We start from the raw sequence: 23,099 nt of genomic DNA, 5'->3' as shown, positions 1-23,099 counted from the left end.
GCCCCCGCCCCGGCACCCGCGCCGGCCGACGGTCGGGCCGAACTGGTCGTCGGGGAGTCCCTGGTCACCGCCGACGGAGAGCGGCACGACCTCGGCATCGGTCCGGCCGAGCGGGCCCAGCGCCTGCCCGACCGGGGCGGCTGGCTGGTGGTCGGCGTCCCCACTCCCGCCGGCCGCACCCTCTGGGTGGTCCCGGCCGGCGAGTCACCGCTGGTGCTGCTGGCCGGCGCGGAGGAGATCGCGCTCAGCGAGGACGGCCGGCGGGTCGCCTGGCGCGACGGCGACGCCCTCTCCGTGGCCGGTCTCGTCGGCCGGCAACTGGTCGCCGCCACCGGCACCTCGGCCGCCGCCGGCGCGACACCCGTCCGATTCGTCGGCGACCGGGTCCTGGTCCGCGCCCGCGACGGCGGGCACCTGCTCTGGCAGCCGTCCCCCGCCGCGCTGCCCACCAGCGAGCGGCAGGTCGTCGGGGTCTACGGCGCCCGGCCCGACGGGCGGCTGGTGGCCCGGGTGTCCACCGCCGACCGCCGGGTGTGCCTGGCGCTGCTCGACCCGGCGACCCTCGCCCCGACCCGGACGGGCTGCCGGCCGACCCTCGCCGACGACGGCCTCGGCGCGGTCTCCACCGACGGTCGCTGGCTGCTGGCCAATGCGCGCACCGGCGGCGCGGTCCTGGTCGACCTGGCCGGTCTCGGGCCGGGCACCACCGCCCGGCCGGCCGGGCCGACCATCCACGGTGCGGTGGCGTGGACCGGGGCCGCCGTCGCCACCTACCTGGACCGTGGCGCCGTCCTGACCCGGGTCCGTCCCGACCGGGTACTGACCGGGGAGGGCGCCGCCTCGACCCTGCTCAGCGGCGTCACCCCCGACGACCACCCGGTCGTGGTCACCGACGGCTCCTGACCGCGACGCGCCCGGTAGCGTCGGTGCGTGACTCCGGCCATCGACCTGCACACCCACTCCACCGCCAGCGACGGCACCCTCACCCCGGCCGAACTGGTGCGGGCCGCCGCCGACGCCGGACTGGACGTGGTGGCTATCACCGACCACGACACCACCGCCGGCTGGGATGCCGCGGTCGCCGCGCTCCCGCCCGGCCTCACCCTCGTCCGCGGTGCGGAAATCTCCTGCCGGTGGCACGGCGTCGCCCCGCCGGTCCCGCTGCACCTGCTCGCGTACCTCTTCGACCCGCGGCACCCGGAACTCGTCGACGAGCTGGCCCGGGTGCGGGCCGCCCGGGAGGTACGCGGCGAGCGGATCGTCCGGCTGCTCCAGGCCGACGGCGTCGACATCAGCTGGACGGAGATCATGACCGCCGCCGGGGGCGGCACCGTCGGCCGTCCGCACATCGCGGCGGCGTTGGTCCGGGCCAACCTGGTCGCCAGCACCACCGAGGCGTTCGGGCCGGACTGGCTGGGGGAGCGGTACCGGCTACCGAAGGAGGACATCGACGTCTTCCGCGCGGTCACCCTGGTCCGGGCCGCCGGCGGGGTGCCGGTCCTCGCCCACCCCCGGGCCACCCGGCGCGGCCGGGTGGTGCCGGACGACCTGATCGGCGAACTGGCCGAGGCCGGGCTGGCCGGTCTGGAGGCCGACCACGAGGACCACTCCCCGGCCGAGGCGGCGCACGTCCGTGGCCTCGCCGCCGAGCTGGGACTGCTGGTCACCGGCTCGTCGGACTTCCACGGCACGCACAAGACCGTCCGGCTCGGCGCGCACACCACCTCCCTAGGGGCGTACGAGCGGATCATCGCGCAGGCTCGCGGAGTGACCCCGGTCGCTTCCGGCTGATCCGAGTTTCCGCCGGAACCGGCGCGGCTACCTTGATCAGGTGGATCTCAAGCTTTTCGGCGAGGTCTTCGTGACCCTGCTGGTCATCGTCGACCCGCCGGGCATGATGCCGATCTTTCTCGCCCTGACCGGCCCGCTGGCCGCCCGCGACCGCAACCGGGCGGCCTGGCAGGCGGTCGCGCTGGCGCTCGGCGTGATCGTGGTCTTCGCGGTCGCCGGCCAGACCCTCCTTGCCTACCTGCACGTGGACCTGCCGGCGTTGCAGGCCGCCGGCGGTCTGCTGCTGGTGTTGGTGGCGCTGGAACTGCTCACCGGCAAGGCGGACGACCCGAGCCAGCAGGTCACCTCGAACATCGCCCTGGTGCCGTTGGGCACCCCGCTGCTGGCCGGCCCCGGCGCGATCGTGGCGACAATGCTCTTCGTGCAGCGAGCCGACCGGACGGGGCAGTACCTCTCCATCGCCACCGCCATCGTCGCGGTGATGCTCACGGTCTGGGTCGTGCTCCGCTTCTCCGGCGGGATCGTCAAGATCCTGCGCCCGGGCGGCATCGAGGTGCTCACCCGGATCGCCGGCCTGCTGCTGGCCGCCATCGCCGTCCAGCTCATCGCCGACGCCATCGCCGCCTTCGTCACGCAGTACAGCAACGGAGGCTGAGCCGGCCGTGTCCGGTGCGCGGCTGTCGTACCCGGATGGCAGGATCTCACCGTGCGACGATCCGCGGGCCCACCCCGACCGCGCGGCGGTCAACCCGAGCAGCTCGGTTTCGACGGCATGCCGGAGCGGCTCTTCGTGTGCACCCCCAGCAAGCTCGGGGCCTACCTGGACTGCCCCCGCCGCTACCGCTACTCCTACGTCGACCGGCCGACGCCGCCCAAGGGTCCGCCGTGGGCGCACAACTCGCTGGGCGCCAGCGTCCACACCGCCCTGAAGAACTGGTACGCGCTCAGCCCCGAACGCCGCCGGCCGGAAGCCCTCGCCGGCCTGCTCAGGGGCACCTGGGTACGCGACGGCTACCGCGACGACGAGCAGGAGCGGGAGGCGTACCGGCGGGCGCTGGGCTGGCTGGAGGCGTACGTCGCGACGCTGGACCCGGGCGAGGACCCGCTCGGCGTGGAGCGGGTGGTCGCGGTGAAGACGGCGGTGCTGGCCTTCAACGGCCGCGCCGACCGGATCGACTCCCGGCCCGGCCCGGACGGTCCCGAGCTGGTCATCGTCGACTACAAGACCGGCCGCACCGGGCTGGACAGCGACGACGCGCGCGGCTCGCAGGCGCTGGCGCTCTACGCGTACGCCGCCGAGCGGACGTTCCGCCGGCCGTGCCGCCGCGTCGAGCTGCACCACCTGCCCACCGGGACCATCGCCGCGCACGAGCACAGCCCTGAGTCGCTGGCCCGACAGCTCTCCCGCGCCGAGGACACCGCCCGCGACATCATGGCCGCCGAGCGCGCCGTCGCCGACGGAACCGACCCCGACGAGGCGTTCCCCACGGCAGCCGGGCCGCGCTGCGGCTGGTGCGACTTCCGGCGCAACTGCCCCACCGGAGCGCAGACGCCGGGGCGCGAGCCGTGGTCGGCCGTGGACCGTCCGGCCGCACCCACCGGCGACTGACCGGGCCCACCCCCGGGTTTGCCGGGCGACCCGGTGCGAGTGACGCGCTCGGGCGACCGCTCAGCCGGTCGGTGCGGCGCGACGGGCGGCGCGTTCCTTGGCGGCCTGCTGGATCGGCCCCTCCCGCCAGTCCCGGGGCAGCGCGGCCAGCGCCAGGCGCAGCGCACGTGCGCCCAACTCGGCGGACAGGGCGGTGGTGGGCAGCCCCAGACCGCCGTACAGTCGCCGCGCCCAGGGCGGCAGCAGCCCGAACGCGGTGCCGGCGACGCCCAGGTACGCCCAGCGTGGCGGCCCGAGGTTCAGCCCCAGCCGGGCCGGCAGCGTCAACCGCTTCCACGACAGCGGCGGGGCGGTGAGGAACAGGGCCGTCTCGGCCGCCTCCTTCGTCATCCGCAGCTCCGGACGCACCGCCCGGTAGTAGTCGGCCACCTCGGCGGCACTGCCCGGTACGTCGGCGGGATCGAGCCCGACCAGCGCGGCGGCCCGCCGCTGCTCGGCGTAGTAGCCGTCCACCTCCGAGTCGGTCAGTGACAGTCCGGCCCGCCGGGCGGTGCTCACGAACGACTCGACCTCGGTGACGTGCACCCAGCGGAGCAGGTCCGGCTCGTCGATCCGGAATTCCTCGCCGGTGGTCGGGTCGGTGGCGCGCATCCGGGCGTGCAGCGCGCGCAGCCTACGGCCGGCCGCCTCCGCCTCCGCGGTGGTGCCGTAGATCACCGTGGCGACGTACGTGGCGGTGCGCAGCAGCCGACCCCACGCGTCCCTGCGGTAGTTGCTGTGCTGCGCCACCCCGGCCATCGCCCGGGGATGCAGCGCCTGGAGGTAGAGCGAGCGCAGGCCGGCGACGATCAGGACCGGTTCGTCGTGCACCTTCCACGTGACCGATCCCGGTCCGAACAGGCCGAGGTCGTCGGAGTCCACCGCCCAAGAGTGCCACGCGGTGTCGCGTGTCTGCCCGGGACTCAGTCGTCGGCGCGGCGGGCCTGGCAGGTGGGGCAGAGGCCCCAGAAGGTGACCTCCGCCTCGTCGACCTCGAAGCCGTGCGCGATGCTCGGATCCAGGCAGGGTGCGGCACCGACCGCGCAGTCGACGTCGGCGATCTTGCCGCAGCTACGGCACACCACGTGGTGGTGGTTGTCGCCGGTCCGGGCCTCGTAGCGGGCGGGGCTGCCGGCCGGCTCGATCCGTCGGGCCAGGTCCGCCCGGGACAGCGCGCCGAGGACGTCGTAGACGGCCTGCGTGGAGACGGAGTCGAGGCGTTCACGGACCCGCCGGGTGATCTCGTCGACCTCCAGGTGGCCACCGGCGGCCAGCACGTCCAGTACGGCGAGGCGGGGTCGGGTGACCCGTAGGCCCCTCGACCGCAGCAGTTCCTCACCACCGGACATGAGGCAATGACAGCACGGGCCCAGCCCGCCGACAAGCGACCCTGGCGGCAGGTGGCCCCGGACACAGGCAGGTCACACCTTCGAGCGGGGTGAACGGTCCCACCGGACCTTGCGTGTACCCGGTCGGGAGGTGCCGTGGCACCCCTGGACCGTCGTACGCTGCTGCGGCGGATCGCGCTCGTTCGTCGGAGGTGACGGTGTTCAAGGAGATCAACGGGTTACCCGGGCACGTCCTGGTGATCCACGCGGTCGTGGTGTTCGTGCCGCTGCTGGCCCTGCTGGCCTCCGCGTACGGCCTGGTGCCCCGCTGGCGGCCCCGGCTGGGTTGGGCGGTGGTGATCCTGGCCGTGGTGACCCCCGTCGTCACCTGGGTGGCGACCGAGTCCGGCGAGGCGTTCGAGGCGGTCCTGGCGGGCAAGGGCTACCCACCCGACCTGCTCGCCAAGATCGGAGAGCATGCCGCGTACGGCGTGACGACGCTGCGTCTGACCGTCGCCCTGGCGGTGGCGGCGCTCGTGCTGTGGGCGCTGACCAGCGGCCCGGTGCGCACCCGGCGGGTTCCCGCGTGGGCCACCTGGCTGCTCACCGCAGTGATCGTGGCGCTGTCCGGGTTCGCCCTGGTCTACGTCTACCTGACCGGGGACACGGGGGCCGCGTCGGTCTGGGGCAACACCCTCTGAGCGACGCACCCGGCGCTCTCGAAACGGGCCGTTCCGTCCAGCTGGTGGGTTGGGCCTGCGGTCGACCTCGCTGCGAGGCTGACGGCACAGACGGATCGGCGGGGTGCGTCGCCCGGTTCATGCGTACCCGCTGCTCGTGCTTGTCCGGTCTGCCGCTGGCCATAGGCCCGACAGCGCTCAGAAGAGCGCCCGGGAGCAGAGCAGACAGAGCAGTACCAGCAGCACCAGACCGGCCGCCGCGCCGAGGGCGTGGGTGACCCGCTGGGCCTGCTGCTCCGCCGCGTCCATCGCCTCCATGTCCTGCGGGGGCAGCGTGCGCGGTGGGGTGGCCCGGAAGTGCACCGGCGGGCGCCAACCGGGCGGCGGCGCCGTGGTCGGTGGTGGCCCGTGGTAGACGCCGCGGCCGGATGTCGCCGGGGCAACCGGCACCACGGGCGGCGGAACGTCCGCCGGGGCGGCCCACGGGGACCGGGCCGGGGGCTGCGGGACCTGCGCATCCGACCCGCCCAGGCCGTCGTTGCCTGAGCTGCCCGGCCCGTGGTTGTCGGGTGTGCCGACCCCGAGCCCGGCGTCGCGTTGCGGGGGCGGAAGAGCCTTGTCGGAGGTGGGCGACGCCGGGCCGGGTTCCTCCGGCGGCCGTCGCCAGTAGTCGTCCTCGGGGCTGGCACCGCTGGGCGTCGTCACGCCGTCCGACGCTACCAACGCACAGCGCGGGGGGCCGTTCGACGGGCCCGTTCCGCCGGGGCGGGCCGTACCGCGTCTCGTCGCCGGTCGGCGCGCTTTCGATCGAAACCTGGGTTAGTCTTGCCGATCGTGAGCACCCTGGACCCAGGCGTACGTGACGACGACCGTCCTGTCGATCTGACCGAGGATTTCGTGGTGCTGCCCGAGCAGACGGTCGACGACACCGACCACGGCTGGGGCGAGCACGGCCCCGGCAACGATGCCTGGCTGCTCGCCGAGCGTCCGCCGCACTGGGACTGATCTTGGCCCTCGGTGCCGCTCAGCCCCGGACGACTACCGTGAAGCGGCTCCCCTCCGGCTGGCTCACCGTACGCCGCGCCTGCTCGGGCCGGAGGGCCAGGTAGAGCGCCGAACCGCCGTCCCCGACATCGGCACCCACCACGTCGAGCACCAGCGCCTCGGGTGCCAACAGCACCGCCTCGACCACCCCCCGCCCGGCCGGTACGACCAGCAGGTCGACGCGGGCACCGGGCCGGAGAACGGAGAGCGCGGCCGGTTCGGCGAGCCGGACCGGAACGCCCACCGCCCCGGGCGGCAGCGGCAGCCGGCCGGCCCCGCCGTCGCCCGCCGAGCTGCCTGCCGCCCCGGCCCCGGGTCCCGCTGTCGACCCGACCGACCGGGCTTGCGGCGCGGTTGCCGAACTGGCCGACCGGGCTTGCGGCGCGGTTGCCGAACGGACCGACCGGCCTCCCGACGCGGTTGCCGAGCTGGCCGACCCGGCCTGCGACGGGATGACGCCGCCGCTGTGTCGCTCGTCCGACGCGCCGTCGATTGGCTGGCCGGACGGTGGAACGGCAGCCGCCGACGGACCGGGCTCGGGCGCGGAGCAGCTGTCGGCACCGTCCAGCACGAGTGCGGCGAGCCCGAGCAGCACGGCGACCATTCCCGTCCGCAGCAGCGCCCCGCTGGTCGGCAGGCGGGGCCAACGCACCGGGCGCAGCGAGTCTGCCCCCGTCTGGAACGCCACGACACCACCTCCGGCCCTCACCCCGTCACGGCGCGGCGGCCCATCCGCGATCGTTCACACCCACGATGTCCCGCGATCGCTCGCGTCCCGCAGTTGCTTCGCCAAGCCGGCCGCTGCCCGTTGTCCGGTTCGTACCGTAGGACGTCACCGGGCTCGTTGCGCCCCTGCGGCGACGGCCTGTGGACAACCAGGGGACCTGTGGATAACGCCCATCGGCGGACTGGATCTGCTAAAGGCCGATGCTCGGTCGAGCCGAGGCGGGGCCTGCCCCCGGCACTGCCGATCTCGGCCGCCGACCGAATGATCCACTCCGCTTGCCGCGGGTTGGGCCGTCCGAATGGAGTGGACAGCGCGGTATGGCGCAGCTGGAGTCGAGGACCGGGTTTCAGGGCGGGGTGCCGGGCGGATGGCCCCCGTCCGGGCGCCACACCGACAGGCGGCCGACCTTGGTCATGAGGCGGCCGGGTGCGGTGGGACGCTGATCAGGGGGAGCGGTCGCTCGGCCGGCTTGATCGACTCTGCTTGCGGCAGGCCGGGTTGTCCGATGGGGTGAACGGCGTGATATGGCGCAGGTTGTTCGCGCTGAGTGGTCCCGTTCCGATCGGACGGCGGCGAACGCTGTCCGGACGGGGACGGCCGGGTAGATCGCAGCTCGAAAGTTCGTGCCGGGTGACCCGGTGACCGGAGCCCCGCCGACCGGGCGGCGGCGCGGGGCGCGCCGGCCAGGGCCGGCGTGGCGCGTCGGCCAGGGCCGGCGGGACGTGTGGCGCGCCGGCCAGGAGGCGGCGGGGCGTGTCCGGGCCAGTCAGGAAGAGCTGGCGGTGCTGGCGGCCGGAGTCTTGCCCGCCGAGCCGGAGCCGTTGCCCGAGCCGGAGGCGCCGGCGCTCGACGAGCTGGCCGAGGACGACGCCGAAGAGTCCGACGCAGCCCCGCCCTCGGTCTTGGCCGGCTTGGCCGCGGTGCCGCCGCTGTTGCTCTCCGAGCCGGAGGAACGGGAGTCGGTACGGTAGAAGCCGGAGCCCTTGAACACGATGCCGACCGAGTTGAACAGCTTGCGCAGCCGCCCCTCGCACGTGGGGCACTCGGTCAGCGGCTCGTCAGAGAAGGACTGCACCGCCTCGAGCTGGTGGCCGCACGCGGTGCAGGCGTACTGGTACGTGGGCACGTTCTCCTCCGGATCTGGCACGGCCGGTTGGCACTCGACGTCTTCGAGTGCCAATGGTGCGTCATGGCACCCGGGTTCGTCCAGCGGACGTGGAAGGATCGACACCCGGTGCGTCGCCCAGCGTACGCAGGCCGCCCGACGGGGTGATCACGGCGCGTACCGGACGGTCGTGCGGCTGGGCGGGCAGCGCCTCGACCAGCTCGCCGTCGTGCAGCAGCGCCACGGTCAGCGTGGCCCGGGGAACCCGGGCCAGCGCCCGGTCGTACGAGCCGCCGCCGCGGCCCAGCCGCAGGCCCCGCCGGTCCACCGCCAACGCCGGCACGACCACCAGCTCGGCCCCGGCGACCGCGGATTCCCCCCGTCGTGGCCCGGCCGGCTCGCGCATCCCCCGCCCGGCCGCCACCAGCGCGCCCGCTCCGGTGTACGCCGCCCAGTCCAGGTCCAGGTCGTCGCGGAGCACCGGCAGCAGTAGTTCGGCGTCGTCGGGCAGCGCGGCGCGTAGCGCCTCGGGCAGGTCCGGCCCGCCCGGTTCGGCACCCACCGGCACGTACCCGGTCATCCGGCGCGGGCGGAGCCGGCGTACCAGGGTGACCAGCTCGGCCACGACGGACGCGGCGGCGTCGGCCCGCTGGGTGGCGGTCAGCGCCCGCCGGGCGGCCAGCAGTGTCACCCGGGCCTCGCGCTTGGCCGTCAGCTCATCAGAAAAATCCGGCACGCAACACTCCTGACGCAGCGTGGGCATATCGGTCGCTCTGTGTCAGCATCACAGGACGGGCCGGGACTTCCGGGGGGAAGCGTTGACGCTACGCGGGCGGTTGACGGCGGCCTTCCTCGCGGTGGTGCTCGGGCCGGTGCTGCTCGGCGCGGTCTTCGTCGGGGCCACCCTGAGCGCTGTCGAGCGCGCCCGCTCCGCCGAACGTCTCGGGCTCGCCGCGTCGACCGTCCGCACCTCCGTCGACGCGCTCTGCCAGCGGTTGCGGGCCGCCGCCGACGCGGTGGCGTTACGTGCCGACCCCGCCGCCCGGGCCAGCGCGGCCGGGCAGGTGGTCGGCCGGGGGCTCGCGGTCGCCGTCCTGGTCACCGACGCCGCCGGCAACCCCACCTACGTCACCCCGGGCGCACCCCCGACCCCCTGGCACGACTGCGCCGGCGGCCCCACGTCCGGGCCGGTGCGGGCCCTCAGCGCCCGGGTCGACCTGCGTGACCCGGCCGGCGCGGCGCTCGGCTCGGTGGCCACCGCCCAGGTGGTCGACGCGGCGTTCCTGGGCCGGCTGGCCGCCGCCACCGGCGTCGCGGTCACCCTGCTCGACGGCGACGCGGACCGGGTCGCCTTCACCACCCAGGTCGAGGGCGTACGGGAGACGGTGCTGGCCGCCACCGGCGAGCAGGTCACCGCGACCCCCGGCGGCCGGTACGCGCGCCGCCTCGACCCCTCGCCGGGGCAGCCCCTGCCGTTGGTCATCTCCGTGCCCGGCGAGCGGTCGGCCGGGCTGCCCGTGGGGCCGCTCGGCGCGGTGCTGCTCGCCGTCGTGCTGGCGGTGCTGGCCGCCTGGCGGCTGGGCCGGGTGACCACCCGGCCGCTGGTCGAGTTGGCCGCCGCGGCGGACCGGGTCGCCCGCGGCGATCTGACCGCCCGGGTGCCGGTGCGCAGCCGGGACGAGATCGGCCGGCTGGCCGCGGCCTTCAACCGGATGACCCGGGAGACCGCCAGCTACGTGGCGGCGCTGACCAGCAGCCGGGACCAGCTTCGCGGGCACCTCGCGGTGCTCGGCGACACCCTGGCCAGCACCCACGACCGGCAACGCATCCTGCGGGTGATCCTGCACAGCGCGATCGCGGCCACCGGGGCCCGGGCCGGGGCGGTGCTGCTGCCCGACAGCGGCGACGTGCTGGTGGGGCGGTGCGTCGAAGGACTACCGGTGGACGAGCCGCTGCGGGTGCCGGTCGGTACCGGGCTGATCGGCCTGGTGGCGGCCACCGGGCAGGCACGCCGGGGTCGGCCCGATCCGGCGAGCATCCCGCCGGGGGAGCCGTGCTGCGAGACGTACGTGGCGGTGCCGTTCGCCGCGCCCGCCGCCGACCCGGCGGTGGGGGTGCTGATCCTGTACGACCGGCTGGGCGGCGCCGAGTTCGACGACGACGACCTGGCCACCCTGCGCACCTTCGCCGGGCACGCGGCGGTGGCGGTGGAGAACGTGCGGGTCCACGAGGAAGCGCAACGGCTCTCGTTGACCGACCCGCTGACCGGGCTGTGGAACTACCGCTACCTGCGCGAGTCGCTGCGTCGTGAGGTGGAACGGGCCAACCGGTTCGGACGGATGTTGAGCATCCTCGTGCTCGACCTCGACCGGTTCAAGCGGGTCAACGACTCGTACGGCCACGCCGCGGGGGACGCCGTGCTGGCCGAGTTCGCCCGGCGGCTGCGCGGCGAGATCCGCGAGGTCGACCTGGCGTTCCGGCAGGGCGGCGAGGAGTTCGTGCTGCTGCTGCCGGAAACCGACGCCCGGGGCGCGGTGATCGTCGCGGAGCGGCTCGGCGCGGCGCTGCGGGACGCCCCGATCGCCGTCGCCGACGAGCTGGCCATCCCGGTGACCGTCTCCATCGGCATCGCCGTTTACCCGGACCACGCCGGCACCGGCCAGCAGGTGCTGGACGCCGCGGACGAGGCACTCTACGCGGCGAAGGCCGCCGGGCGCGACGGGTACCGGGTCGCCGGGCCACGGGTGCCCGCGCCGACCGAGGAGATTCCGGTGCCGGCCGGTCCGGCGAGCCCGGAGGACGGGCTGCCCAGGGCCGGTCCCGGAATCCGGCCGACGGCGGAGGGCACCGGCCGGCACGTCGCCGGGGCGTCCCGGCCCGCTTCCGGCGTGCCACGGCCGGCCACAGGCGGCGCGTCTTCCGGTCCTCACCCGTCGCGGCAGAGCCATGGCCGATAGTCTCGCGACATGTCGGAGCACTCAGCGAACCTCTCACCGTCCGCCGCGACCGGCCGTCCCCGGGCGGCCAAGGCCGTCATCCCGGCCGCGGGCCTGGCCACCCGGTTTCTGCCGGCCACCAAGGCGGTCCCCAAGGAGCTGCTGCCGGTCGTCGACCGGCCGGTGCTGCAGTACATCGTCGAGGAGGCCGTCCAGGCCGGCATCACCGACGTGCTGCTGATCACCGGTCGCGGTAAGACGGCCATGGTGGACCACTTCGACCGCCGGCCCGACCTGGAGGAACGCCTGGCGAAGAAACCCGAGCTGCTGGCCGCCGTCAAGCGCACCGAGGAACTGGCCGACGTCCACACCCGCCGGCAGCCGGAGCAGCTCGGCCTCGGTCACGCCGTCGGGTACGCCGAGCCGCACGTCGGCGACCAGCCCTTCGCGGTGCTGCTCGGCGACGAGTTCGTCAAGCCGTCCGAGCCGCTGCTGCCGGCCATGTTGGAGCTTCAGGCCCGCACCGGCGGTGTGGTGCTGGCTTTCTTCGAGGTCGACCCGGCCGAGACCAGCCGGTACGGGATCGCCTCGGTCGAGCCGGCCGAGGCGGAGCTGGCCGACTTCGGCGAGGTCGTCCGGGTCACCGGCATGGTGGAGAAGCCGAAGCCGGAGGAGGCGCCGAGCAACCTGGCCGTCCTCGGCCGGTACGTGCTGCCGGGGCGGATCTTCGACGCGATCCGGCGCACCGAACCCGGCAGCGGCGGCGAGATCCAACTGACCGACGCGATGGAGCTGCTGCGCGCCGAGGGGGTGCCGGTGCACGCGATCGTCTACCGGGGCACCCGCTACGACACAGGAATGCCGCTGGGCTACCTGCAGACAGTGGTGCAGATCGCCGCCGAACGCGAGGATCTCGGCACGGAGTTCCGCAAGTGGCTGGTCGAGTTCGTCAACTCCGACGCGTCGGGCGGTCCTAGTACATGACCGCGACGGCCGACGCCGAGGCGGCCGCGAACGAGTTGATGCCGCTCGCCGATTACCTGGGCAGCGTGCTGCGCAGGTTACGCGCGCTGCCTCCGCTCGACCTCGACCTCACCCAGGCTTACGGCAACGTCCTCGCCGAGGACGTCGTCGCCCCGCACTCGTTCCCCGCCTTCGACCAGGCGGCGGTGGACGGGTACGCCGCACGCTGGGAGGACCTCGTCGGTTACGGCCCGGCCCCCTCCGGGGGGTCGGGCGGCCGTACCGTGCGGTTGAACGTGGTCGGCGACCTGGGCGCGGCCAGCTGGCGGCCGGTGCGGCTCACCCCCGGCTCGTGTTTCTCGGTGGCCGCCGGGGCGCCGCTGCCCATCGCCGCGGACGTGGTGGTCCCGGTGGAGTGGACCGACCAGGGCATGGCCGCTGTGGAGATCTTCCGCACCCCGAAGCGGGGGTACGGCGTCCGCCGCGCCGGTGAGGAGCTACCCGCCGGCACCCTGCTGGCCCGCGCCGGCACGTACGTCTCGCCGGCGCTGGTCGCGGTGCTGGCCGCCACCGGGATCGGGCACGTGGTGGTCCGCCCGAGTCCGCGGGTGGTCATCGTGGCCACCGGCGACGAACTGGTCGACGTGGGCCGGGGCAGCCAGCCCGGCCAGGTGGTGGACGCCAACTCGCACGCCTTGACCGCCGCCGCGGCCGAGGCGGGCGCCCTGGCGTACCGGGTGGGCATCTGCGACGACGACCCGGAAGGGCTGCGCGGTCTGCTGGAGGACCAGACCCTGCGCGCCGACCTGATCATCACCACCGGGGGCACCGGTACCGGTCCGGGGGACATGGTCCGCCGGATCCTGTCCCGCCGGGAAGGCGGCCGCGCCGGCCCGGTCACCTTCACCGACGTGGCGCTCTATCCCGGCACCGCGCTCGGGTTCGGTACGGTCGGTGCCGAGGAGGTGCCGGTGGTGTGTCTTCCGGGCGAGCCCGGGGCGGCGCTGATCGGCTTCGAGGTGCTGGCCCGGCCCGCCATCAACCTGCTGGCCGGGGCCGAGCCGGTGTTCCGACCCAGCGTCCGGGCGCACCTGCTGGAGACCATCACGTCCCCCGGCGGGCTGCGGGAGTTCCGTCCCGCGCACGTCGCCGAGCGACGCGGCGGCGGCTACACCGTCCAACCGTTGCCGGGCGGACCGTTCACCCTCTCCGGACTGGCCGAGGCGAACGGGCTGATGGTCCTCGGTGAACGGGTCACCACCGCGGCGGCCGGCTCCACCGTGGACGTGCTGCTGTTGGACCGGCGCCGGTGACCGGCCGGCTGTCGCTCAACCGTGGGGGAGTGGGAGGCTGACCCGGTGAGCTGGTTCTCGGAGGCGCCCGGCTGGCCCGCGGTGCTGGTGGACGGGCCGGTGGTGCTGCGACCGTACCGGCGCTCGGACGCGAACGCCTGGTCGGAGGTGCGCCGCGCCAACGAGGCGTGGCTGTCCCCCTGGGAATCGCACCTGCCGGGCACCTGGGAGGAGAGCAACTCGCCGGCCGCGTTCCGCTACGTCCACGCCGACCAGCGCCGCTCCGCGCGCTCCGGTGAGGGGCTGCCCTTCGCGGTCTGCCTGCGCGAGGACGGCCGGGAACGGCTGGTCGGGCACCTCAACGTCGGCAACATCGTCCGGCGGGCGTTCTGTTCCGGGTACGTGGGGTACTGGGTGGACTCCCGCGTGGCCGGTCGCGGGATCATCCCCACCGCGTTGGCGCTCGCCGTGGACCACGCCTTCGGCCCGGGTGGACTGCACCGGGTCGAGATCAACATTCGTCCGGAGAACAAGCCGTCCCGGCGGGTGGTGGAGAAGCTCGGCTTCCGCGAGGAGGCGTACCACATCCGGTACATGCACATCGACGGCGCGTGGCGGGACCACATCGGATACGCGATGACCGGCGAGGAGGTGGCCGCCGAGGGTGGCCTGCTGGCACGCTGGCACCGGATCCGGACCGCCGGTGGGTGAGCCGTCCCACGCACGGGATCGGCGCGGCGCGCCGGCATCACATTCGACAGCCCGTAACCTCAGGTAACTGCAAGCTGCGGCAAGCGCTGCCAGCCCGTACGATCTGCGACCCGGACGACCGTCCAAGGAAGATCCTGCGGTGGTCCGGCGGTTGCCCCGAATTCGGTGACGGGAGGGGTGAGGGTGCCGACCTCGGTGCTCCTCGCCGTCCTCGCCGCCGCCGGCCTGCTCGCCCTCGCCCCGGCACTCGTCCGCCGGTACGACGCCACCGAGCGGCTGGTGGCGGAGCGGGCGCAGTCGACGGCGCGGGTGCTCCAGCGCCGCCGACGGCGGCGTACTGTGCCCGGCCGGCGGCCGGTCAACCCCTCCCGCGCACTGGTGGTCACCCTCAGTGAGGATTCGGCTACCGGTAAGCTGGCCGCCCCCGTCTCCGCGCCGCCCGCACCCGTGCGCCGCTCCGGTCGGCTGCGTGCCGTACCACCCCCGCCTCGGCGCGCCCGACGTCGGCCACCAGTGCGCCGGCACCACACTCCCGCCGTCTACCGCCGTCGCCGGGTGCTCGCCGCCCTGCTGCTGCTCAACGCCGTCGAACTGGTCGGCGTCGTGGTGGTCGGGCCCGGCTTCTGGATCAGCTTCTCGGTCACCTTCACGCTGCTCCTGGCGTACGTCGCGCACCTGCGCGCGCGGGCGGTGGCGGATCGGCGGCGGCGACGCCTCAAGGCTCGCGAGGCGGCCTGGCTGGCCGCGCGGCAGGCCGAGGTGCGGCGCGAGCAGGCCCGCCGGGCGGCGGCCCGCCGGGAGGCGCAGCGCCGCCTGGCGGCCCAGCGCGAGGCGGTACGCCGTACCGCCATGGGCCTCGGCCGCGACGGCGACCTGCCGGCGGCGGCCAGCGGCGGCGGCTCGGTGATGTACCGCCGCGCCGGTGGCCTGCGCGGTCGCCCCTACTCCTCCGGCCGCGGCTCCCACTCCGCCTGACCTGCTGGGTGGCCGTCGACCGCAGGGCGTGTGGTGCCAAGATCGTGCCGCGCCGAGGGGTGATTCGCTCCCGGGGTGGCCGGTCTGTTAGCCTTGTCGCCGGCCCGCCCGGTGAAAGCCGGGTGGGACCGACGCCGGTCCGCCGGCGGAGGGGCTGTGGCGCAGACCGGTAGCGCACCTCGTTCGCATCGAGGGGGTCAGGGGTTCAAATCCCCTCAGCTCCACCCATACAAACAACAGCCAGCGGAAACGCTGGCTGTTGATCGTCTAGCACAACCTCAATACACGTCAGCCTGCGAGAGCTGAGCCGGAGCGGTTACCCGCAGCCTCCCGGAGCGCCGTGCTGACGATGTGCCGGCGACGGTTCTTCTTTGGTCACCAGTGCACGTACGTCTCCAGCGTGATTCGCAAGCTGGAGTGCCGTAGGGCGTTCTGCACGTCGCTCGGGTCGGCACCCGAGGTGATCAGGCGAGTCGCGAAGTAGTGCCGCAGGGAGTGAAACGTGCCCTCGTCGGGCCAGCCCGCCGCCTTGCGCCAACCACGCGACAGGTCAGACCAGCGCTGGTCGTGAATCGGCCTGCCCTGTTCGTCGGTGAACAGCAGCGGGACGTGCGGCCAATCCCCGAGGAGACGGCGACTCCAGACAACCGTGCACGAGGTCGTTAGAGAACTCCATGATCACCCATGGGGCCTCACCCGCTTCCCTCGCCTCCACAGAGGCCACCTAGCCACGAATGCCCAGCTCAAAGCCCTATCCACCGACAACGCAATAGCCCTGGCTTCGCATGAGACGCGCGGCCGGTGAAACTCTCTCCCCTTGCTCGGTAATGATCGCGCTGGCGGTGACAGAAGCATGGATGTCAGGGTGCCTGATGCCAGGGGGAGGGGTCGATGGGTCCACCGAAGGACCGTGGCGAGGAATGGTTCATCGAAATCTACCTTGCCCACTATGAACGGATTGTCCGCTACGGCCTGCGCAGATTATATGACGGGGACGTCGCAGCCGAGGTCGCCCAAGAAGTGTTCGTCATCGCGTGGCGCCGGCGCGCGGAGGTGCCACAGGACTGTCTGCCCTGGCTGTATGCAGTGGCGCGCCGAGTGTTGGCCAACAACAGGCGGGATGGGCGCGCTGCGCCTCAGGTAACGCTCTTCGCCGATGTCATCGGCGGGGGCGGCCGGACAATGGTTATGGCGCAGGACAGTTTGGTTGCGGTGGCCGGGGTGCGGGCGGCGTTGGCGACCCTACCAGGTATTGATCAGGAGATCCTGCGCCTAATCGGCTGGGAAGAGCTATCCCTCGGTGAGGCCGCAGCCGTTCTTTGCTGCACCCGGACGACTGCGGCGGTGCGGCTGCACCGTGCCCGGAAACGCATGGCCAAGGCGCTGAATGCTCAACTGGATCGTGAAGGGTGAAAGGGGAGAACATGTTTGGTGTGAAGGGCATCCGAATGCTGCTGAAGGCGGAGGACCCGGCCGAGGGCGTCATCATTCCCCCTGCGCGGACATCTGTAATCGCGCTCATCGCCCGCGCTGAGGCCACCCGGGACCAGGCGGCCCACGTGCGGCCGGCGCGTCCAACCCGACGACTGGTCCTCACCACGGCGGCCGCCGCACTGGTCGCTACGGTCGGGGCTGGGACGGTACTGACCGTCGACGGGCAGGAAAGTTCACCGATCACGGCTTCGACTCCTGGTCAAGTGCTCGTGCCGGTGGCCTACCAGATCACCAACCAGCCACCCGCCGCCGGCGATCACCTGCGGGCCCTCGCATCTCGCATCGGTGCTGCCCCTTACGACACCCGGAGCGGACGGTACACCTACGTCCGCGCCCAGTACTGGGGTGGAGCCATTCAGGAATCCGAAGACGGTCGATACGCCGTGAGCTACGTCGAAAAGCTGCAGACGTGGATCGCCGCCGACGGCTCCGGTCACCAGCGCACCGAAGCAGGCCCGGCGCTCTACCCCGACATGGAATCAGCGGCCTACTTCGCCAAGGTTACTTTGAAGGTCGGCGAAAGACGCGATTCGCCATTGTCCGCCGAGCCGGACGGACTTGAGCCCCTGCCCACGAACCGGCGCGAGCTGGCCCAATTCCTGCACACCACGCAGGACCCGGCCAGCGTCACCAAGGCGGTGAACATCGTCTACAGCCGATACCCGGTATCGCAGACCTTCCGCGCGATGATCCTCACCACCCTCGCCCAGGTGCCCGGCTTTCGGTGGCGCGGAAGCGTCACCGACCGGGCCGGCCGCCCCGGCGTCGCCATCACCGGCACCAGCACCAGCACCAACGACGGGGACAAGCAGATCGTTGAAGACCTGCTGATCTTCGACCCGAAGACCGGGGCCCTGCTGGCCCACGAATCGATCAACAACACACAGCATCCTAAGCTCAACTACTACAAGGTCTTCCTCGACTACGACCGCACCGACACGATCAACTAGCCCAGAAGACCGCGGCGGGCCTGCCGCCTTGAAGGCAGGCTCGCGGCATGCCGGGTACTGGCACGAGACGCATCACCAGCTCACGCGGCGTCGATCCTGATCGAACTGAAACCATCGTGCCTGTATGCAAGCCAGGCCACCGTTGCATCTGAATGCGTATCCATGCGATTGTCGTCTTCTCCAAATCCAGCTAGAACCGGCGGCATCGCCTTCCCCCACGCGCGGGCCGCAAGCGGCCCGCCGCCGCGCCAGCGCCGGGCCGCGCATGCGGCCGGGCTGCGACCACGATGGAGTGTGCGTCGGTGGCGTCAATCTTGCGGCCCTGACCGGTGGCGAACACCCGCGCCCGCGCGACAGCTTCGGCGGGACGTCAACGACCTGCTCACCCTCGGCGAGCAGCCGAGTGGCGATGTGCCGGCCGATGCTCTGGCAGCCTTCGACAGCCCAGACCCGGTCCGGCCACTGCTTGGCGTACTTGACCATCGCCGTGTAGCCGGCACGGTCGGTGCTGAAACGGCCAGTGCCCAGGGCAGCCTCGTCGCTGGTCATCACCTCGATGGTGCCGAACTGCTCGCCGAGGCGCCGACCAGGGCGAGCCCCAACGGCCCTGATGGTGTCGGCAGCAACAGGGCCAGATTGCTACGGACAAGGCCGGAAAGCTACGGACCAACGCGAGTGGGCAGGCGCTCAACCGGCATGGTGGCCCGGGGCGCGGGGCGCAGACGTCCAATGCTGCTCGTGGAGGCGTTCGAAGCCGTCGAGAAGGAGATCGAGCGCGAACTCGAACTCGAACTGGTCGTCACAGCCCGACCCGACGACCGACGCGTCCTCGTGAGCCGCCGCCATGGCGATCTCCGCGAGGTGGGGGTAGGTCGGTGCCATCGCACGCGCCACGACGGCCGGGTCGGCCGGCGTGGCCTGGGGGGTGAAGAGCTCCTGCGTGAAGCCCAGGATCCGGCTGCCCATGGCGTGCATGACGTGGTGGGTGAGGTCGACGGAGAAACCGCCGGTCCGGAACGTGCCGACCATCGCGTCCAGGTACGCGAGCACTGCCGGTGTCGGGACCTGGCGCGTCTCGATCGCCCGCGACGCCCACGGGTGCCGCAGCATGGTCCGCCGCGCCGCGAGGATCCGCTGCCGGATCGCGGCCTTCCAGTCGGTGCCGTCCTCCGGTGGGTCGATCTCGGCGACGACGACGTCGATCATGCCGTCGAGCAGCTCGTCCTTGTTCGTCACATGCTTGTACAGCGCCATCGGCACGACGCCGAGCTCCTGGGCGAGCTTGCGCATGCTGAGCGACTCGATCCCGATGTCGTCGGCCAGAGTGACGGCTGCGCGGAGCACCCGGTCCCGGTTCAGGGGGACGCGGCGCAGCGTTTCCGCCTGCCCGGCCATCGAGCCCGCCTTTCCCTCGTGTGACGGGTTGACGATATCGCCCTTGACAGGTGTACAGCGTACGCCTACTGTCGGGGACAGTATGGGTGTACGCCGTACACTTTTGCGTGGTCGGAAGGGGCAGACGATGAGGGCGATCGTGCAGGACCGGTACGGCGCAGCGGACACGTTGGAGTTCAAGGAGGTGGGCCGGCCCGCCGCCACCGGTGACCGGATGCTCGTACGGGTGCGTGCCGCCGCCGTCAACGCGTACGACTGGCATGTGATGCGGGGTGACCCCCGCCTGGCACGGCTGAGCGTCGGGCTCACGCGGCCGAGAGCCCGGATCCGCGGCCGGGATTTCGCGGGTCGGGTGGAGGCGATCGGGCCGGCGGTGACCCGCTTCCGTCCCGGTGACGAGGTCTACGGCGACCTCGGCCCGGTCGACGGGGCGCTCGCCGAGTACGTCAGCGTCGCCGAGGACCTGGTGGCGCCGAAGCCGGCCGGTCTGACGCCGGAGCAGGCGGCCGCACTACCTCTCGCCGGGGTCACCGCACTCATGGGTGTGCGTGACCTGGGCCAGGCCGGGCCGGGGCGGCGGATCCTGATCAACGGCGCCTCAGGCGGTGTGGGGACCTTCGCCGTGCAGCTGGCCAAGGCGTTCGGCGCGGAGGTGACCGGCGTGTGCAGCACCAGGAACGTCGAGCTGGTCCGTTCCCTCGGCGCCGACCACGTCGTCGACTACACGCGCGAGGACTTCACCGGCGACGGTCGCCGCTACGACGTCCTGATCGACCTCGTGGGTAATCGGTCGCTGGCCGACTACCGGCGCGCACTCACCCCCACCGGGACGCTGATCCTCTCCGGTGGCGGCGTCTACCAGGGCGGCAGCCTCCTCGGGCCGATGCGGCTGATCCTGCGGGGCAAGCTGCTGTCCCGATTCGTCCGGCAGCGACTGCTGGTCCTGACCGCGGCACCGAGCCGGGAAGCGTTGGCGGTACTCGGCCAACTGGCCGAAGTCGGCGCCCTGACGCCGGTGATCGACCGCACCTATCCGCTGCCCGCGGCGGCCGACGCGCTCCGGTACCTCGAAGGTGGGCACGCACCCGCGAAGGTCGTCATCACGGTCTGGGAACCCTGACCACCGCCCGAGGCGGCAGCACGCCACACCGGCGCGGCCCTCGACGCCGCACCGCGCGTCGTGCTCGTCGCCGTCGTCCTAGAAGTAGGCCGGGAAGAGATTGTGGCTGGGCCAGCTGGTCACCCGACGCGACGCGGCCCAGAGGTCCGGGTCGATGGTGGAGTAGCTCAACCCCGAGGCGTCGTCGCGCTGGTTGAACAGCGCGGCGAAGGACAGTCCGTTGGAGCCTCGGACGAGCAGGGTGGAGGTCCCGGGCAGACTGCCGGTGTGCCAGGTGTTGCGCCCGGTGCCGCCGCTGACCGGCCGCACCTGCCAACCGAGGCCGTAGTACCAGCCGCTCGGGTTCACCCCGACCTCCGGCTGGGCGAAGATCCGGCTCAGCGAGCTGTTGTCGAACACCGGTCCGGCGGCGTCGAAGGCCGACGACCAGCGGGCCAGGTCGACCGCGGAGGCGGCCCACCGGCCGTTCCCCTCCTGCAACCGCATGCTGAACGTGCCGTACGGCGCGGGCACGGCCTCCCCGGTCTCGTTGAGCACGGTGCTGCCCGTGTACTGGGACCGGTACGGCACCTCACCGGTGAGCGGGGCGATGCTCCAGGCCAACTTCATCCGGGTGATGCCGAGCGGTGCGAAGAGGCGCTGCTGGACGTACGAGGCGTACGGCAGCCCGCTCACCTTCTCGATGACCTGCCGGGCCAGCCCGTACCCGTAGTTGCTGTAGGCGACGCGCGAGCCGGGGGCAAAGTCGAGCGGACGCCCGGACATGTAGCGGACCACGTCGTCGAGGTGCAGCTCCATCGATACGCCGAGGGCCCGGGAGATGGTCCGGTCCATGAACATCGGGTCGCCGGAGAGGGCGCGGTCCCAGCCGCCGGTGTGTTGCAGCAGGCGTGACATGGTCACCTGGGACATGCGCGGGTCCATCTGCCGCCCGGCCGGCGGAACCAGGTCGACCAGCGAGGTGACCGGCGCGTTCATGCTGAGCTTGCCGTCCTGGGCCAACGCCACCACCGCGGCGGCGGTCACCGACTTGGAGATGCTGGCCAGCCGGAACAGCGAGGTCGGCTGGATGGTGAGCCCAGGGTCGTCGCTGTGGGTGTAGCCGCGGGCCAGCACCAGCCGGCCCTGGTAGGTGACCGCCAGTTGGCCGGCAGAGATGTCGCGGGCCTGCATGAAGTTGCGCATGGCGTCGTCGAAGGGTTGGAGCGAGGCCGCGGACCTGCCGGTGACCCGCCAGGTCGGCGCCGCCACGCTCGGCGCTCCGATCAGGACACCGCCGGTCAGCGCTCCCAACCCGGCGGTGCCGGCCAACCTGCCGAACGTTCGCCGGCTCGTCCTGATCCGCTGCATGGTGATCCTCCGTCGGTTCCCCGTGGTCCGGCCGGTGTCGACCGGCCGGCTCGGCCAGCCTGCCGCACCCCGTACCGGAACGGTCGGCGGGGGTACGGCCGGAGACGTCCACCCACGACAATTCCGGGGCTGGCCGGCGGCCTGGTCGGAGGGAACGTGTGCACGGTCCGGTGTGGTCCCATGTTCCGATGGATCCGACTGTGCAGAACCGACTGCGACGGGAACGAAACGTCTGGCTGTGCACGGTGCGCCGGGACGGCTCGCCGCACGTGACGCCGGTCTGGTTCGTCCATCACGATCGGACGTGGTGGATCGGCTGCGACGGCCGTAGCGTGAAGGTACGTAACGTGCTGGCCGATCCGCGGGTGTCCCTGGCCCTGCAGGACGGGACGGCTCCGGTGGTGGCCGCAGGGCTCGCCCGGGTGCATCGAGGCGACTTCCCGGAGGCGGTCGTCCGGGCGTTCGCGGCCAAATACCAGGGCTGGGACGTCACGGCGACAACCCGGCCGGACGACACCCGGGTACTGCTGGAGATTCCCGTAGGGCGATGGCTGCTCGCCGGCTCGGCCCAGTGACCTCTCCCGGTCCTTGCCCGCGCCGCCAACCGGCAACGGAACGGGCCGGTCCCCGCCCGGGAGGACCGGCCCGTACTCACCGGGACGCGGCGGTCACGGCTTCCAGGAGCCGGCCGTCTCGAACTCGTGCTCGTACTCCAGGACGCCGGTCTTGTCCTTGACGTCGAACACCACCACCCCGGCGCGCTTGCTGCCGCTGGGCAGGCCGTTGCCGGCGTCGAGCAGGTCGCCGCCGCAGCCGGAGAGCGCCGCGGAGATGCCGTTGCTGCTGGTGCCGTCCTCGGCCACCCACTTGAAGAAGAACGGGTTGACCGACCCCTTGCCCTCGGTCACCGTGGCGGTGACGTGCGCGACCAGGTACATGCCCTTCTCGGGCGGCAGGCCGTACGAGCGGCAGGCCTTGGTGGAGGTGCTGAACCTGCGGACGGTGATCTCGATGGTGCCGTCGTCGTCCTCGATGACCAGCGTGTCGCCGGGCTTCATGTTGAAGGTCTCACCGTCGTCCGGCGCGCCGGTGGAGGGCTTTGCGCCGGGCAGTTCCGGCAGCGTGGTCGTATTCGGGGTGGGCAGGGACCGTTCGATCTCCCTGGCCTTCTTCTCCGCCTCGTTGCCGACGGTGACGAGGGCCGCCACCCCACCGCCGCAGCAGAGCAGGAGCAGCACCGCCACCACCACGCCGACGACGATCCACACCGTCTTCTTCGAGCCGGATCGCACCGGCGGACCGAGCGGCTGACCGGGTGCCGGCGGGTACGGCCCAGACGGCGGCGGCGGGTAGCCGCCACCGGAAGCCGGCGGGTACGGCGTGCCGGACACCGGCGGGTAGGGGGCGCCCGACACCGGCGGCGGGTAGCCGCCACCGGAGACCGGCGGGTACGGGGTGCCCGACACCGGCGGCATCGAGGCGTTCGGGTCGTAGGCCGCCGGGTACGGCGTGCCCGAGACCGGCGGCTGCCCGACACCCGACATCGGCGGGTACGGCGTGCCGGAGACCGGCGGCTGCGGGGTGGTGGGG

26 protein-coding genes and 1 tRNA gene are annotated in these 23,099 nt (G+C 72.9%); 16 read left to right on the top strand and 11 right to left on the bottom strand.

Going from position 1 to position 23,099, the window contains the following annotated elements:
- The 4 genes from E1166_RS31035 to E1166_RS18750 form a co-directional block, all read left to right on the top strand.
- Positions 1–903, top strand: a 903-nt coding sequence (locus E1166_RS31035; RefSeq protein WP_165944373.1) for a hypothetical protein, incomplete at its 5' end; no start/stop codon positions are given.
- Between the two features lie 27 nt (positions 904–930).
- A complete protein-coding gene (locus E1166_RS18760) occupies positions 931–1,791 on the top strand; it encodes a PHP domain-containing protein (protein ID WP_132340567.1) in 861 nt (286 codons plus the stop codon).
- A 40-nt stretch (positions 1,792–1,831) separates the two neighbouring features.
- Positions 1,832–2,446, top strand: coding sequence for a MarC family protein (locus E1166_RS18755; RefSeq protein WP_132270822.1), 615 nt, complete (start codon positions 1,832–1,834; stop codon positions 2,444–2,446).
- A 117-nt stretch (positions 2,447–2,563) separates the two neighbouring features.
- Positions 2,564–3,400 carry a PD-(D/E)XK nuclease family protein gene (locus tag E1166_RS18750; RefSeq protein WP_132340575.1) on the top strand — a complete coding sequence of 279 codons (837 nt, stop codon included), beginning with the start codon at positions 2,564–2,566 and terminating at the stop codon, positions 3,398–3,400.
- A gap of 60 nt (positions 3,401–3,460) precedes the next feature.
- Here the strand turns inward: E1166_RS18750 and E1166_RS18745 are convergent, their stop codons facing one another.
- Positions 3,461–4,321: an oxygenase MpaB family protein gene (locus E1166_RS18745; RefSeq protein WP_132270823.1), complete on the bottom strand. Its 861-nt coding sequence runs from the start codon at positions 4,319–4,321 to the stop codon at positions 3,461–3,463.
- Between the two features lie 41 nt (positions 4,322–4,362).
- On the bottom strand, positions 4,363–4,788 hold the full coding sequence (locus tag E1166_RS18740; protein ID WP_132340565.1) for a Fur family transcriptional regulator: 426 nt from the start codon (positions 4,786–4,788) through the stop codon (positions 4,363–4,365).
- 197 nt (positions 4,789–4,985) lie between these two features.
- Here E1166_RS18740 and E1166_RS18735 point away from each other — a divergent pair, with 197 nt between their 5' ends.
- Positions 4,986–5,468: a DUF2231 domain-containing protein gene (locus tag E1166_RS18735; protein ID WP_132340563.1), complete on the top strand. Its 483-nt coding sequence runs from the start codon at positions 4,986–4,988 to the stop codon at positions 5,466–5,468.
- A 177-nt stretch (positions 5,469–5,645) separates the two neighbouring features.
- On the opposite strand, the gene E1166_RS32135 is transcribed toward E1166_RS18735, so the two are convergent.
- Entirely contained in the window at positions 5,646–6,152 is a 507-nt protein-coding gene (locus E1166_RS32135; protein WP_243710426.1) for a hypothetical protein, read from the bottom strand.
- A 129-nt stretch (positions 6,153–6,281) separates the two neighbouring features.
- Between E1166_RS32135 and E1166_RS31030 the strand changes: the two genes are divergently transcribed.
- Complete coding sequence (locus E1166_RS31030) at positions 6,282–6,452, top strand: hypothetical protein (RefSeq protein WP_165944372.1); 171 nt, start codon at positions 6,282–6,284, stop codon at positions 6,450–6,452.
- Positions 6,453–6,471: 19 nt separating this feature from the next.
- Here the strand turns inward: E1166_RS31030 and E1166_RS31580 are convergent, their stop codons facing one another.
- From E1166_RS31580 to E1166_RS18715, 3 genes are all read right to left on the bottom strand, one after another.
- Positions 6,472–7,179 carry a hypothetical protein gene (locus E1166_RS31580; RefSeq protein ID WP_207914340.1) on the bottom strand — a complete coding sequence of 236 codons (708 nt, stop codon included), beginning with the start codon at positions 7,177–7,179 and terminating at the stop codon, positions 6,472–6,474.
- A gap of 805 nt (positions 7,180–7,984) precedes the next feature.
- On the bottom strand, positions 7,985–8,344 hold the full coding sequence (locus tag E1166_RS18720; RefSeq protein ID WP_132340573.1) for an FmdB family zinc ribbon protein: 360 nt from the start codon (positions 8,342–8,344) through the stop codon (positions 7,985–7,987).
- A 61-nt stretch (positions 8,345–8,405) separates the two neighbouring features.
- Positions 8,406–9,059, bottom strand: a complete 654-nt coding sequence (locus E1166_RS18715) for a 5-formyltetrahydrofolate cyclo-ligase (protein WP_243710424.1) — start codon at positions 9,057–9,059, stop codon at positions 8,406–8,408.
- Between the two features lie 82 nt (positions 9,060–9,141).
- Between E1166_RS18715 and E1166_RS18710 the strand changes: the two genes are divergently transcribed.
- From E1166_RS18710 to E1166_RS18685, 6 genes are all read left to right on the top strand, one after another.
- Entirely contained in the window at positions 9,142–11,280 is a 2,139-nt protein-coding gene (locus E1166_RS18710) for a diguanylate cyclase (RefSeq protein ID WP_207914339.1), read from the top strand.
- A gap of 9 nt (positions 11,281–11,289) precedes the next feature.
- Positions 11,290–12,243, top strand: a complete 954-nt coding sequence (locus tag E1166_RS18705; protein ID WP_132340559.1) for a UTP--glucose-1-phosphate uridylyltransferase — start codon at positions 11,290–11,292, stop codon at positions 12,241–12,243.
- The gene (glp, locus tag E1166_RS18700; protein ID WP_132340557.1) at positions 12,240–13,535 is read left to right on the top strand and encodes a gephyrin-like molybdotransferase Glp; all 1,296 of its coding nucleotides are present in this window, start codon (positions 12,240–12,242) and stop codon (positions 13,533–13,535) included. The genes E1166_RS18705 and glp overlap by 4 nt, the downstream gene beginning before the upstream one ends.
- 81 nt (positions 13,536–13,616) lie before the next feature.
- The gene (locus tag E1166_RS18695) at positions 13,617–14,225 is read left to right on the top strand and encodes a GNAT family protein (RefSeq protein WP_132340569.1); all 609 of its coding nucleotides are present in this window, start codon (positions 13,617–13,619) and stop codon (positions 14,223–14,225) included.
- Between the two features lie 177 nt (positions 14,226–14,402).
- Complete coding sequence (locus tag E1166_RS18690) at positions 14,403–15,200, top strand: hypothetical protein (RefSeq protein ID WP_207914336.1); 798 nt, start codon at positions 14,403–14,405, stop codon at positions 15,198–15,200.
- A gap of 150 nt (positions 15,201–15,350) precedes the next feature.
- Positions 15,351–15,424, top strand: a tRNA-Ala gene (locus tag E1166_RS18685).
- A 151-nt stretch (positions 15,425–15,575) separates the two neighbouring features.
- Here the strand turns inward: E1166_RS18685 and E1166_RS32130 are convergent.
- The gene (locus E1166_RS32130) at positions 15,576–15,800 is read right to left on the bottom strand and encodes a tyrosine-type recombinase/integrase (RefSeq protein ID WP_279433226.1); all 225 of its coding nucleotides are present in this window, start codon (positions 15,798–15,800) and stop codon (positions 15,576–15,578) included.
- A 291-nt stretch (positions 15,801–16,091) separates the two neighbouring features.
- Here E1166_RS32130 and E1166_RS18675 point away from each other — a divergent pair, with 291 nt between their 5' ends.
- Complete coding sequence (locus E1166_RS18675) at positions 16,092–16,613, top strand: sigma-70 family RNA polymerase sigma factor (protein WP_132340553.1); 522 nt, start codon at positions 16,092–16,094, stop codon at positions 16,611–16,613.
- Between the two features lie 11 nt (positions 16,614–16,624).
- The gene (locus E1166_RS18670) at positions 16,625–17,644 is read left to right on the top strand and encodes a CU044_5270 family protein (RefSeq protein WP_132340551.1); all 1,020 of its coding nucleotides are present in this window, start codon (positions 16,625–16,627) and stop codon (positions 17,642–17,644) included.
- Between the two features lie 72 nt (positions 17,645–17,716).
- On the opposite strand, the gene E1166_RS32125 is transcribed toward E1166_RS18670, so the two are convergent.
- The gene (locus tag E1166_RS32125) at positions 17,717–18,193 is read right to left on the bottom strand and encodes an IS110 family transposase (protein ID WP_243710423.1); all 477 of its coding nucleotides are present in this window, start codon (positions 18,191–18,193) and stop codon (positions 17,717–17,719) included.
- Between the two features lie 138 nt (positions 18,194–18,331).
- A complete protein-coding gene (locus tag E1166_RS18660) occupies positions 18,332–19,039 on the bottom strand; it encodes a TetR/AcrR family transcriptional regulator (RefSeq protein WP_132340549.1) in 708 nt (235 codons plus the stop codon).
- A 127-nt stretch (positions 19,040–19,166) separates the two neighbouring features.
- Between E1166_RS18660 and E1166_RS18655 the strand changes: the two genes are divergently transcribed.
- Complete coding sequence (locus tag E1166_RS18655) at positions 19,167–20,159, top strand: NAD(P)-dependent alcohol dehydrogenase (protein ID WP_132340547.1); 993 nt, start codon at positions 19,167–19,169, stop codon at positions 20,157–20,159.
- A 78-nt stretch (positions 20,160–20,237) separates the two neighbouring features.
- On the opposite strand, the gene E1166_RS18650 is transcribed toward E1166_RS18655, so the two are convergent.
- Positions 20,238–21,509: a serine hydrolase domain-containing protein gene (locus E1166_RS18650; RefSeq protein ID WP_132340545.1), complete on the bottom strand. Its 1,272-nt coding sequence runs from the start codon at positions 21,507–21,509 to the stop codon at positions 20,238–20,240.
- A 188-nt stretch (positions 21,510–21,697) separates the two neighbouring features.
- On the opposite strand from E1166_RS18650, the gene E1166_RS18645 reads away from it, so the two are divergent.
- Positions 21,698–22,084, top strand: coding sequence for a nitroreductase/quinone reductase family protein (locus E1166_RS18645; protein WP_132340543.1), 387 nt, complete (start codon positions 21,698–21,700; stop codon positions 22,082–22,084).
- A gap of 93 nt (positions 22,085–22,177) precedes the next feature.
- Here E1166_RS18645 and E1166_RS18640 read toward each other — a convergent pair.
- A partial coding sequence (locus tag E1166_RS18640) for a DUF4352 domain-containing protein (protein WP_132340540.1) occupies positions 22,178–23,099 on the bottom strand: 922 nt, incomplete at its 5' end.

The sequence above is a fragment of the Micromonospora sp. KC213 genome, assembly GCF_004348325.1.
In the GTDB taxonomy this organism is placed as follows: domain Bacteria; phylum Actinomycetota; class Actinomycetes; order Mycobacteriales; family Micromonosporaceae; genus Micromonospora.
Note: the sequence above shows the minus strand (reverse complement) of the source record. Positions and strands in the feature narration are given on the sequence as shown.